General features: G+C 71.8%; 12 protein-coding genes. 4 read left to right on the forward strand and 8 right to left on the reverse strand.

Annotation, left to right across the window (positions count from 1 at the left end; genetic code table 11):
• Nucleotides 1–173: 173 nt before the first annotated feature.
• Together O7553_RS20665 and O7553_RS20670 are read left to right on the forward strand one after the other, a co-directional pair.
• Nucleotides 174–980, forward strand: a complete 807-nt coding sequence (locus O7553_RS20665) for a WecB/TagA/CpsF family glycosyltransferase (RefSeq protein WP_281551340.1) — start codon at nucleotides 174–176, stop codon at nucleotides 978–980.
• Nucleotides 977–1,951, forward strand: coding sequence for a glycosyltransferase family 2 protein (locus O7553_RS20670; RefSeq protein WP_281551341.1), 975 nt, complete (start codon nucleotides 977–979; stop codon nucleotides 1,949–1,951). The genes O7553_RS20665 and O7553_RS20670 overlap by 4 nt, the downstream gene beginning before the upstream one ends.
• A gap of 55 nt (nucleotides 1,952–2,006) precedes the next feature.
• Here O7553_RS20670 and O7553_RS20675 read toward each other — a convergent pair whose 3' ends face one another.
• The 4 genes from O7553_RS20675 to O7553_RS20690 form a co-directional block, all read right to left on the reverse strand.
• On the reverse strand, nucleotides 2,007–2,822 hold the full coding sequence (locus O7553_RS20675; RefSeq protein WP_281551342.1) for an alpha/beta hydrolase: 816 nt from the start codon (nucleotides 2,820–2,822) through the stop codon (nucleotides 2,007–2,009).
• A gap of 43 nt (nucleotides 2,823–2,865) precedes the next feature.
• A complete protein-coding gene (locus O7553_RS20680; RefSeq protein ID WP_281551343.1) occupies nucleotides 2,866–3,225 on the reverse strand; it encodes a hypothetical protein in 360 nt (119 codons plus the stop codon).
• 35 nt (nucleotides 3,226–3,260) lie between these two features.
• Entirely contained in the window at nucleotides 3,261–4,874 is a 1,614-nt protein-coding gene (locus O7553_RS20685; protein WP_281551344.1) for a 3-hydroxyacyl-CoA dehydrogenase, read from the reverse strand.
• Nucleotides 4,875–4,944: 70 nt separating this feature from the next.
• On the reverse strand, nucleotides 4,945–5,487 hold the full coding sequence (locus O7553_RS20690) for an FHA domain-containing protein (protein ID WP_281551345.1): 543 nt from the start codon (nucleotides 5,485–5,487) through the stop codon (nucleotides 4,945–4,947).
• Nucleotides 5,488–5,814: 327 nt separating this feature from the next.
• On the opposite strand from O7553_RS20690, the gene O7553_RS20695 reads away from it, so the two are divergent.
• Complete coding sequence (locus O7553_RS20695; protein WP_281551346.1) at nucleotides 5,815–7,317, forward strand: aldehyde dehydrogenase family protein; 1,503 nt, start codon at nucleotides 5,815–5,817, stop codon at nucleotides 7,315–7,317.
• Between the two features lie 7 nt (nucleotides 7,318–7,324).
• Here the strand turns inward: O7553_RS20695 and O7553_RS20700 are convergent, their stop codons facing one another.
• Nucleotides 7,325–8,719 carry a DUF2786 domain-containing protein gene (locus O7553_RS20700; protein ID WP_281551347.1) on the reverse strand — a complete coding sequence of 465 codons (1,395 nt, stop codon included), beginning with the start codon at nucleotides 8,717–8,719 and terminating at the stop codon, nucleotides 7,325–7,327.
• Between the two features lie 85 nt (nucleotides 8,720–8,804).
• Nucleotides 8,805–9,461 carry an endonuclease NucS gene (gene nucS, locus O7553_RS20705; protein WP_278171154.1) on the reverse strand — a complete coding sequence of 219 codons (657 nt, stop codon included), beginning with the start codon at nucleotides 9,459–9,461 and terminating at the stop codon, nucleotides 8,805–8,807.
• Nucleotides 9,462–9,530: 69 nt separating this feature from the next.
• Between nucS and O7553_RS20710 the strand changes: the two genes are divergently transcribed.
• The gene (locus O7553_RS20710) at nucleotides 9,531–10,148 is read left to right on the forward strand and encodes a DUF4126 domain-containing protein (RefSeq protein ID WP_281551348.1); all 618 of its coding nucleotides are present in this window, start codon (nucleotides 9,531–9,533) and stop codon (nucleotides 10,146–10,148) included.
• 31 nt (nucleotides 10,149–10,179) lie between these two features.
• Here the strand turns inward: O7553_RS20710 and O7553_RS20715 are convergent, their stop codons facing one another.
• Nucleotides 10,180–10,923: an ABC transporter permease gene (locus O7553_RS20715; RefSeq protein ID WP_281551349.1), complete on the reverse strand. Its 744-nt coding sequence runs from the start codon at nucleotides 10,921–10,923 to the stop codon at nucleotides 10,180–10,182.
• Nucleotides 10,920–11,822 carry an ABC transporter ATP-binding protein gene (locus O7553_RS20720; protein WP_281551350.1) on the reverse strand — a complete coding sequence of 301 codons (903 nt, stop codon included), beginning with the start codon at nucleotides 11,820–11,822 and terminating at the stop codon, nucleotides 10,920–10,922. The genes O7553_RS20715 and O7553_RS20720 overlap by 4 nt, the downstream gene beginning before the upstream one ends.
• Between the last annotated feature and the right edge of the window lie 14 nt (nucleotides 11,823–11,836).

Here is an 11,836-nt window from a genome sequence, read left to right on the forward strand (position 1 = left end):
CCACGCCGAGTACGGTGCAGCTTGTGCCTCGTGACCAGTACCCCGTTACCGTAAATAGGCATCGGATCACTCTAAGCAATGTCGCCTTTGATCCTGTTCGAGAAGAAGACGTCATTCGCCATGTCATCGCCGCACTAGACGCAGGCTCCGGCGGCCAGATCATTACCCCGAACGTGGACATTCTGCGCCGCGCCAACCGCGAAGAGGAGTGCCACGGGCACATAGAGTCATCAACTCTGGTGGTAGCGGACGGTGCGCCACTGATCTGGGCCAGCCGGATCGGCGGTGACCCGCTGCCGGCCCGGGTCCCCGGATCCGACCTGATCTGGAGCCTGTCCCGGGCGCTCGGCGAACAGGGCCGGTCGGTCTACCTGCTCGGTGGTGAGCCGGGCACGGCGGTGCAGGCCGCCGCCGTACTCCGTCGCGAGTTCCCCCAGCTCACCATCGCCGGCCAGCTCAGCCCGCCGTTCGGGTTCGACCGGTCCGAGGAACAGCTCAGCCAGATCTGCACCGAGGTGGCCGCCGCCCGACCGGACCTGATCTTCGTCGGGCTCGGCTTCCCCAAACAGGAACGGCTCATCGCCCGGCTCCGGCCGATGCTGCCGAACACCTGGTTCATGGGTTGCGGAGCGGCGATCGGCTTCGTCGCCGGGGTACACCGTCGGGCCCCCCGCTGGATGCAACGCATTGGGTTGGAGTGGATGCACCGGCTGCTCCGCGAGCCACACCGGCTCACCCGCCGCTACCTGCTGCACGACGTACCGTTCGCGCTGCAGCTGCTCGGCGGCAGCGTCCGAACCCGGTTGCGGCGCGGCGACCAGGCCACGAACACCGGCAGCGGATCTGCGCTCCCGCCGACCCGGCACATCCCGGCCCCCCGGGACGGCCAGAGCAGCCAGGGCAGCCAGGGCGGCCAGAGCAGCCAGGACAGCCGGGGCGCCAACCGTCCCGACCCGGTCGGCTCCGGGAACCACCCGTGAGCCGCCCCGACGTCTCGGTCGTCATCGTCTCGTACAACACGAGCCAACTGATCGTGCGCTGCCTGACCGAGCTGTACGCGAGCCTGACGCCGGACGTCACAGCCGAGGTGGTGGTGGTCGACAACGCCTCCACCGACAGCTCCGCCGACACCATCGCCGAGCGGTTCCCGCAGGTCCGCCTGGTACGGCTGACGGAGAACGTCGGGTTCGGCCGAGGCATCAACCGTGGGGCGGCGGTCAGCACCGGGCGCTACCTGCTCTGCCTGAATCCGGACACGGTTCCGGTCGGCCATCCGGTCAACGAACTGGTCACCTTCGCCGACCGGCACCCCGGGCACGGCCTGTACACCGGACGCACCCTGCACCCCGACGGCACCGACGACAACTACTCCTGCTGGGGCATGCCCACGGTGTGGAGCATCTTCGGCTTCGCCAGCGGGCTGTCGACCGCGTTCCGCGGCCGGGCCTGGGCGGATCCGGAAGCGCTGCCCGGCTACGACCGCAGGTCGGTACGCGAGGTGCCGGCGCTGTCCGGCTGCATGCTGCTGATCGAGCGCGAGCTGTTCGGCCGACTCGGCGGCTTCGACCCGCAGTACTTCCTCTACAGCGAGGACATCGACCTCAGCACCCGGGCCAGGGCGCTGGGCGCCCGACCGGTGCTGACCCCGACCGCTCAGGTGGTGCACCTGGTCGGCGCCTCGTCCAGCTCCGAGGGGCAACGGATCCGGATTCTGCGCGGCAAGGCCACCTACGTCCGGCGGCACTGGTCGCCGCTGCGGGCCTGGACCGCCGTCCGGCTGCTGGTCGCCGGGGTCGGTCTACGGGCGGTGGGCAAGACGCTGCTCGGCCGGGACCGGTCCCGGGGCGTCGACTGGATCGAAGTCTGGCGTTCCCGCCGCGACTGGGCCGCCGGCTACCCGCCGGTCGAGGAGGATCGGCCGACCACCGAACGGCTCGAACCGGCCGGCTGACCGCCCCGGATGACCTACCCTGCGGGCACGTCGTGCGTGGGCCGCACCCGTGCGGTCACCCGCCGTCGGCCTGCCGTTGCGGCGGCCCGGCGACCGGGACGTCGGCGAACGCCGCTACCGTCCGGTCGGCGTACGCGTTGGCGTCGCCGTACTCCATCGGACCGTCCCAGCTGGTCGGCAGCGGCACCGTGACCTGCGGCGCGACCCGACGGACCACCTCGTCGAGCACCCGCTCCACCTGGCCGACCCAGAGATGGCGGGCACCTGCGACCCCGACCACCTCCGCCTGTCCGACCACAGCGAACCGCCGGGTCGCCTCGTCCGGCCGCAGGTAGTCGTCCAGCTCCGGAACCAGCGCGGTGAGTGGCTTGCCGGACGCCGACCAGGTGGCCAGGTCGGCGTCGGTGGCGAAGCGCAGCGGCGGCGACAACAGGATCGCGCCCTCGACCGCCGGGTCGCAGCCGTAGCGCAGGGCCAGGTCGGTGCCGAACGACCAGCCGAGCAGCCAGATCCTGGGTAGCTCGGCGAACTCTGCGTACTCGATCGCCGCCGCGACGTCAAACCGCTCCCCCTCGGCCGAGTCGAAGCTGCCGCCGCTGGTGCCGCGCTCGCTGCTGGTGCCCCGGGTGTTGAACCGGAGCACGGCCACGTCGGCCAGCGCCGGCAGCCGCCAGGCGGCCTTGCGGAACACGTGGCTGTCCATCATTCCGCCGTGGGTGGGCAGCGGATGCAGGCAGACCAGCGTGGCGACCGGCGGACGATCGGCTGGTAACGCCAACTCACCGACGAGGGTAAGCCCGTCGGCGGTGTGCAGCTCGATGTCGCGGCGCTCGGCGGGCAGGATCGACATGGACCGGATCGGCTCGCTCACCCGGCCAGTCTCGCACTGCCCTGACCCGCCGGACCGTCGGGGATCAGCCGTAGCGGGGCGCGGAGCGGGATCGCTCGACCGCCGGCCGCCGCTGCTCGCGGGCCCGCCAGCAGCCGGAGTGCCAGTGCCGCCGGTCGGTCAGGTCGCCCCGGCCGTCCGCCGGCCAGGCGACCACGTGCGGCACACCCGGCCGGATCTCCTGCAGACACCCCGGGCAACGGTACGTCTTGGTCGCCGCCGGACCGGGCACCGACCGCACCATCCAGTCGCCGTCGCTGAACGACTGCACGGCGGCGACGCCCCGGCGCACCCGCTCCGGGTCGACCGGCTCGGGCTGGCCGGAATCGCCGTGGCCGGCGCGACCGGCGGACCGGCGGGTCGGACGGTTGCGGCGCGGACTCATGATCGCAAGGGTACGTCGCCGCTGTGGCGCCCTGCTCAGCCGGCGTGGTCGCGGAAACCGCCCCCGGTGCGCCGGCCGAGCCGACCGGCGGTCACCAGGTTGCGCAGCAGCGGGGCGGGTGCCAGCCCGGGCTCGGGCAGCTCCCGGTGGATGGCGGTCTGGACGGCCAGCGCCACGTCCAGGCCGACGGTGTCGAGCAGCTCGAACGGCCCGGCGGGATAGCCACAGCCGAGTTTCATCGCCGCGTCGATGTCGTCCGCCGTCGAATAGTTGCTCTCCAGCATCCGGACCGCGTCGTTGAGGTACGGCACCAGCAACGCGTCGGCGATGAAGCCGGCGCGGTCGCCGCAGGTCACCGCGGTCCTACCGAGTGCCGCGCAGAGTTGGTGCGCGGCCCGCACCGCGCTCGGCGAGGTCCGGACGGTACGCACCACCTCGACCAGGCGGGCCCGCGCCGCCGTACCGCCAACGAAGTGCAGTCCGACCACGTCGGCCGGCCGGCCGGTGGCCATCGCCACGTCGATCACCGGTGCCGTCGACGGGCCGACCACCACCACCAGGTCGACGGCGGCCAGGTCACGCACGGCCTGGTGGTGGTGGTCGGCCGCCGGGACGCCACCGGGGTCGGCCACCGCGACGACGTCGACTCCGGCGGCGGTGAGGACGTCCGCGACGTCGGTCGCGGCGCTGCCCGACCCGACCACCCCGACCGTACGGGGTGCCGGCTCAGCGGCCTCAGCGCCGGCCACCGGGCTGAGGTCGTCCGGGGCGAGCCGCGACGAGCCCGGTGCCTGGTAGGTGTAGAACCCCCGGCCGGACTTGCGGCCGAGCAGCCCGGCGGTGACCATCTGCCGCAGCAGCGGCGCGGCCGCGTGCCGGCGGTCGTGGCCACCACGCTGGTACATCGTCTCCAGCACCTGGTAGGCGGTGTCCAGGCCGATCAGGTCGAGCAGCGTCAACGGGCCCATCGGCAGGCCGTGGCCCTGCTGCATGGCCGCGTCGATGTCCTCCCGGCTGGCGTACCCGGCCTCGTACATCCCGACCGCCTGGTTGAGGTACCCGAACAACAGCGCGTTGGCGATGAAGCCGGCGCGGTCGGTGACGCTCACCCCGACCTTGCCGAGCCGGGCGCAGAGCGACTGGACGTCGCGGGCCACCTCCGGCGCGGTCACCACGGTGCTGATCACCTCGACCAACCGCATCACCGGTGCCGGGTTGAAGAAGTGCAGCCCGATCACCTGGCCGGGACGTTCGGTGGCGACAGCGATCTCGGTGACGCTCAACGACGAGGTGTTGGTCGCCAGGACGGCCCCCGGTGGGCACACCCGATCGAGCTCGGCCAGCAGGCGTCGCTTGAGATCGAGCCGCTCCGGGACCGCCTCGACGGCAAGGTCGACGTCGCGGAGTGCGTCGAGTCCGACCGCGAAGGTCACCCGGGCGTGCAGTGCGTCCCGGTCGGCCGGATCGAGTTTGCCGCGGGCGACGGCCCGGTCGGTGGACGCCGTCAGGTTGACCCGGCCCTTGTCCAGCGCCGCCCCGTCCACCTCGACGGCGACCACGTCGACGCCGTTGCGGGCGAAGACCTCGACAATCCCGGCACCCATCGTGCCGAGCCCCACCACTCCCACGGTGTTGAACTCGCGCGCCATCTGGTCTCCGTCCGTCACCTGCGTCGGCCCCGATGCATGGCGAGTCTGCCACGAGCCGCCGCGCCGCCGCTCAGGAGAGCACCACGACCAGCCAGGTCAACCAGCCGACCAGGAAGATCCCCGCCAGCCCGGCCATCAGCAACGTGCTGGGCCGGCGTCGGGGGCGCATCGGCTGGGTGGGCTCGCCGAGCGCGGTGTGCAGCGGCGAACCCGGCCCGGTGGTCGGGCGCACCGGTGCGCCGGGCAGCGCCGCCGTGGCCGGTCGGGGGATCCGGGTGCCGACCGGGTCGGTGAGCGCCGAGGCCGGGTCGTAGAACCGCAGTTCCACGCCACCGATCCGGATCCGGTCCCCGTCGCGCAGCTCGGTCGGCTGCCGGATACGCAGGTCGTTGACCCAGGTGCCGTTCGTCGACTCCTGGTCGGTCAGCACCGTACGGCCGCCACCGGCGGTTAGCACCGCGTGGCACCGGCTGACCTTGATGTCGTCGATGGTGATGTCCAGGCCGGCGTCCCGACCGATCACCCGTTCCCCGGGGGACAGCCGGTAGCTGGCCCCCGGAGTCGGGCCGGTTATCACCTGAAGGAGAGGTAGCAGCGACTGGTGTTCGGACATCAGCTGGTGAAGTGCCTTCCCCCCTCGACAGCGACGCACGTCGCGCCACCCGTTGCAGCCTGCCAGCTCGCGCCGACCCGGGACATGGTCCCTTGTCCGGTGTTGGCCGCCGGCCGGGTCAGGTCCGCGCCACCGATTCGACGGTGGTCCGCGACAACCGGACACCCGCCCTGACGCCAGGTGGCCGAGGCTGTCATTGCATAGCCAAGAATCGAAGTCTCGCTACCCGCGAGTACCCTTTACGGCTAACCTCGGACAATACTGCGCGGCGGGCAGGCGGAGCGATCCGGGGCCGGTGCGCAGCCGCAGCTGGTGGAGGAGGCCAAGGTGACGGTGGTACGGAACCCAAGCCTGCCGGTGGTCGACGACGGGCACCTTCTCTCCTGCCACCCGGCGACCGGTGCGCAGGTGGGCCGGGTCCCGATCGCCGACCGCGATCAGGTCGCGGCGGCGGTGGCGGCGGCCCGGACCGCCGCCGACTGGTGGGTCGGAATCGGCCACGCGCAACGCCGCCGCCGGCTGCTGCGCTGGCGGTCGCTGCTCGCCACCCGGATCACCGAACTCGCCGATCTGGTCAACCGGGAGTGTGGCAAACCGGTGGCCGAGGCGGTCGTCGAGATCGCCGCCGCGATCGAACACATCGACTGGGCGGCCCAGCACGCCAGGCGGGTGCTCGGGGTCCGGCGGACCCGCACCCGGCTGATCACCGCCGAGTTCAGCGGTCACCTGGAGTACCAACCGCTCGGAGTGATCGGGGTGATCGGCGCGTGGAACTACCCGGTGCTCATTCCGATCGGCCCGATCGCGTACGCGCTGGCCGCCGGCAACACGGTGGTCTTCAAACCCAGCGAGTACACCCCGGTGACCGGACAGTGGCTGGTCGACACGCTCACCGAGGCGGTCGGCGCGGAGTCGGTCCTGACGGCCGTACACGGGCTTGGCGACGTCGGCGACGCGTTGTGCCGGTCCGGCGTGGACAAGCTCTCGTTCACCGGCTCACCACGGACCGGCCGCCTGGTCATGGCGGCCTGCGCCGAGACACTCACCCCGGTGGTGATCGAGGCCGGCGGCAAGGACGCGATGATCGTCGACGACGACGCCGACATCGACGCGGCGGCGGAGGCCTGCGTCTGGGGAGCGATGACCAACGCCGGGCAGAGCTGTATCGGCATCGAGCGGGTGTACGCGCTGGCCCCGGTGTACGACGCGTTCGTCACCGCGGTGGTGGACCGGGCCGGCCGGCTGACTGTCGGTAGCGGGCCGAAGGACCAGGTCGGGCCGATCGCCGTGCCCGGCCAGCTCGACGTCATCCGACGGCACATCGAGGACTCGCTGGCCGCCGGTGGGCGGGCGGTGCTCGGCGGTGCCGCAGCGGTACAGCCGCCGTACGTGCATCCGACCGTACTGGTCGACGTGCCGCCCGACTGCGCCGCCGTCCGGGAGGAGACCTTCGGACCGACCGTCACGATCCACCGGGTCGAGACCATCGACGAGGCGATCACGGCGGCCAACGACACCCGCTACGGGCTGGGCGGCGCGGTCTTCGGCAAGCGGCGGGGGATCGCCGTCGCCCGCCGGATTCGCAGTGGAATGGTGTCGATCAACTCGGTGCTCACCTTCGTCGGGTTCAGTGAGCTGCCGTTCGGCGGAGTCGGCGAATCGGGTTTCGGCCGGGTGCACGGTGAAGACGGGCTGCGGGAGTTTACCCGGTCCAAGGCGATCACCCGCCGCAGGGCACCGTCGCTGCTGCCGACGATGACGTTCGAGCGGACCCCGACCGACGTGGCCCGCATCGTCAAGGTGATCAAGCTGCGGTACGGCCGCGACTGATCGCGGGTCAGCCGGCGATCGGCTGGTGCGCGCCGAGGCTGGCCTGGTCGGCGGCGGTGGTGCCGGCGATCCACCCGGCCCGGTTGTGACCGGCGATCGACCGGCTGGTCACCGTCGGGAAGAGCCGCTCGGTGGCCCGGTCCACCTGCTCGTCGCGGGCCGCCAGCACCGGCACCAGCGCGGTGCCGGTCCGCGCGGCCGCCTCTCGACCGACGTCGTCGGCGGCGGTACGCAACCGCTGCCCGATCCGCACCGCGTACGCCTCCAGGAAGGACTGGCGGAACGACCGGGTGGTCGACTGCCCGCCCCGGCCACGCTGCGGGCCGTTGCGCAGCATCGCCGCGGTGGCCTGTACCAGCAGCGAGGTGTGCAGCAACTCAACCGACTCGCAGTCGGCGGCGAACCCGACGACGGTGGCGAAGCCGAGATTGTTGGACCACACCGACCGGCAGCCGTTCGCCTCGGCGACCTGCTGCAGCAGCAACGCCTTGGCCTGCTCGTACGGTGCTTCCAGACCGATCCGGACGGCCACCGGGTCGACCTGTGGCCCGCCGGCACCGGTCTGCTGCGCGACGAGCAGCGCATGGTCGATGCGGTGCCGGGTCATCAGCTCCTGGGCCTTGGCCGACAGCGCTTCGGCCTCCTCCGCGAATTCGGTCGACTCGGCCTTGGCCAGCAGCGCCCGGATCCGGCCGAGCTGACGCTCGTCCACATCGTCCGTCCCGGCCGCCCCGGAGGGTGCGGCGGGGGTCGGCCGCCGACGCTGCTGCGTCCCGTCGTCACCGGGGCGGACCGTGCCGGGCAGCGGGGCCACCAGCTCCAGTCTCGGCAGGCCGATCAGCAGCCCGGCCACTCGCACCGCGAGCAGCACGGCAGCGGTCCGGTCCAGCTTGACTCCGGCCGCCCAGGCGGTCAGCCGGTGGTCGGGCCGAGCAGCACCCCACACGTCGAGGTCGAGATCACGCAGCTGGCGGTGCCAGCGGTCGGCGACCGTCGCCGGCGCGTACCCGCGCAGCTGCGCCGCGACGTACCCGGCGGTCAGGCTCACCGCCCGCTTGCCGAGCTCGCGGCCGGCCACCCGCAGCACGTCGGCCGGCATCCAGCCGTGGCCCCACAGCCCGGCGGCCACCTGCCGCAACGCCTCGTCTACCGCCTGGTCCACCAGCCGGCCGTCGGCTGCGACCAGCGCGGCCACGCACTCGTCGAGGTCGTCCGGTCGGTCGGCCGTCGCCATTCGGGCCGCCCGGCGCAGCAGCTCGTCGACCCGCTGCGCCTCGGTCGGTGGCTGGTAGAAACCGAACCCGTCGGGGTACGCCGCGCCGGCGGCCTGCGCCCGTTGGCGTTGCCGCTGCTCCCTGGCTTTCTTCTTGGCGGCTCGACGTTGCTGGTTGCGCACACCCATCGGGGAACTCCAGAAGCTCGGTGTCGGAGCTGGTCAAAGTTCGGTGCTGGTCCGAAGGTTGCTGCTGGTCGAAAGTTGACGGTGGTCAGAACAGGGTGAGCTCGTCCCGCTCGATGCCCCGCAACTTGTCGTAGTCGACCACCACGCACCGGATGCCGCGGTCTTCGGCCAGCACCCGGGCCTGCGGTTTGATTTCCTGTGCCGCGAAGATGCCGGTCACCGGCGCCAGCAGTGGGTCTCGGTTGAGCAGTTCGAGGTAGCGGGTCAGCTGCTCGACACCGTCGATCTCGCCCCGACGCTTCACCTCGACCGCGACGCTCGCCGCGCCGTCGCGACAGAGCAGGTCCACCGGGCCGATCGCCGTCATGTACTCCCGCCGCACCAGGGTGAAATCGTCACCGAAGGTGGTCGGGTTGGCGGCGAGCAGTTCCTGGAGATGCGCCTCCACCCCGTCCTTGCGCAGACCGGGGTCGACACCCAGGTCGTACGACATCTCCTGGAGAATCTCCTCCAGGGTGATCCGCAGCTCCTCGCCGGCCTTGTTGACCACCCGCCACATGCCCGGCGTCTCCTCCAGCCGGCACGGCGGGCTCATCCAGTTCAGCGGCTTGTACGCCCGATCGTCGGCGTGAATCGAGACCGATCCGTCCGCTTTGACCATCAACAGCCGGGTGGCCGGCGGCAGATGCGCCGAGAGTCGACCGACATAGTCCACCGAGCATCGAGCAATCACCAGCCGCACCCGACGAGGGTAGCGCCAGCGGTGCCCTCGTACCGCGCAGGGCTGGCGCGGCGGTGCGATCCTGGTGACGTGTTCGAACTGCTGACCGGGACCGGGCTGGCCTCATCCGCGGGGCTCAACGCCTACATCCCGCTGCTGACCGTCGGCGTGCTCGCCCGCTACACCAGCCTGATCACGCTGCCGGACGGCTGGCAGTGGATGTCCGACGAATGGGTGCTGGGCATCCTCGCCGTCCTGCTGGTTGTCGAGGTCGTCGCCGACAAGGTGCCGGTCGTCGACCACGTCAACGACGTGGTGCAGACGGTCGTCCGGCCGACCGCCGGCGGGCTGGCGTTCGGAGCGGGGTCGGCGTCGGAGACGGTGACGGTCAGCGACCCCGGAGGGTTCTTCTCCTCGGACCAGTGGGTTCCGGTGCTGGTCGGCGTGCTGATCGCGCTCGGCATACATCTACTCAAGGCGACCGCCCGACCGGTGATCAACACCGCCACCGCCGGGATCGGCGCGCCGGTGGCGAGCACTGCCGAGGACGCGACCAGCGTGGTGATGTCGGTCGTCGCGATCCTGCTGCCCGTCCTGGTGCTGGTCTTCCTGGTGGCATTGCTGATCGGCGGGCCGCTGCTGATCCGCCGGGCCCGGCAGCGCCGCCGGGATCGGCAGGCGGCCCGGGCCGCCGGATACCGGGTCTGACCGGACATCCCGGGCCGCGCATCGCATCGCCTCACCGCCAGCGGAACAAGCGGGCCGCCAGGGCACCGACCACCGCCAGGTAGCCGACCATCACCAGCAGGTGCAGCGGACGAACCGCCTGCCCGGCCCAGCTGGCCTGCAAGGCCTGGCTCAGTGCGCCGAGCGGGGTGAGGTCGCTCAACCGGCGGATCGTCTCGGGCACCATCGGCCCCGGGGTCCACACCCCGGCGAAGAACAACATCGGGAAGTAGACCAGCATGCCGATGGCGTTCGCCGCCCGCCCGGTCGACGCCAGCGCCGCGATCAGCAACCCGACCGTGAAGGTGGCCGCCCCGCCCAGCAGGAACACACCGAGGAAGCTAACCGGATGCTCGGGCAGCGGCACCCGGAACGTGACCGCCGCCGCGGCGACGGCCAGACCGACCGCGAGCGTCGTCGCGGCCACCGAGACCAGCAGCTGGGCACCGAGCAGCTTCGCCGGGCGTACCGGGGTGGTGGCCGTCCGGCGCAGCACCCCGCGTTCCCGGTACCCGGCCACGGTCGTGGGCAGGGTGGTGATCGCGACGGTGGCGACCGCCATCGCGACCACCACCGGCAGATAGATGTCGATCGGCCGCAGCCCGGCGAGCTCCGCCACCGGGGTACGGAAACCTGGCATCACCCCACCCAGCACGACGACCAGCAGCATCGGGAAGGCCAGCGACATCACGATCGCCGCCGGGTCCCGCAGGAACAGTTTGGCCTCCATCACGGTGAGCCGGCGCAGCGCGGTCACCGGTCACCTCCGGTGAGGGCGAGGAACGCGTCGTCCAACGTCGCCTGCTGCAGGCGCAGCTCGCGCGGCGTGACGCCGTGCCGGGACAGCGCCGCCGCGACGGCGAGGAACAGCTCCGCACCGCCGTCGACAACGACCTCACGACCTTCGATGGTCACGGCGGTAACCTGCGGCAGCTCGGCCAGCAGGGCGAGGTCGAGCGGTCGGTCCGGGACGAACCGGATCCGCTGCCCGCTGTCGACGCTGGCGGCCAGCCCGGCCGGGGTGTCGAGGGCGACCACCCGGCCGGCGTCGATCACCGCGACCCGGTCGCAGAGCCGCTCCGCCTCCTCCATCAGGTGCGTGACCAGCACCAAAGTGACGCCCCGGTTGCGGACCGATTCGACAAGTCCCCAGGTGTCCCGGCGGGCCGCCGGGTCCAGCCCGGTGGTCAACTCGTCGAGGAACGCCACCTTCGGGTCGCCGACCAGGGCCAGGGCGACGGACAGGCGCTGCTTCTGCCCGCCGGAGAGCTGGCCGAAGCGGGCGTCGTGCCGAGCGGACAGGCCGAGCAGGTCGAGCAGCTCCCGCCAGTCGGCCGGCTGCCGGTAGAAGGAGCTGTAGAGCTCCAGCGCCTCCCACACCTTGATCCGCTCCGGCAGCTGGCTCTCCTGCAGCTGCGCCCCGAGACGCTGGCGCAGCCGCGCACCGTCGCGCTGCGGGTCCAGGCCGAGCACCCGTACGGTGCCCCGGTCCGGTCGGCGCAGCCCGAGCGCGCACTCCACAGTGGTGGTCTTGCCGGCACCGTTGCGGCCGAGAATCCCGAAAATCTCCCCCTCATCGACGGTGAACGACACGTCGTCCACCGCGACCAGGTCGCCGTACCGCTTGTGCAGATGCTCGATCTCGATGACGGACATGGCGTCGCTCCTCA

Origin of the sequence: Solwaraspora sp. WMMA2059 (genome assembly GCF_027497315.1) — a bacterium.
Classification (GTDB): Bacteria; Actinomycetota; Actinomycetes; order Mycobacteriales; family Micromonosporaceae; genus Micromonospora_E.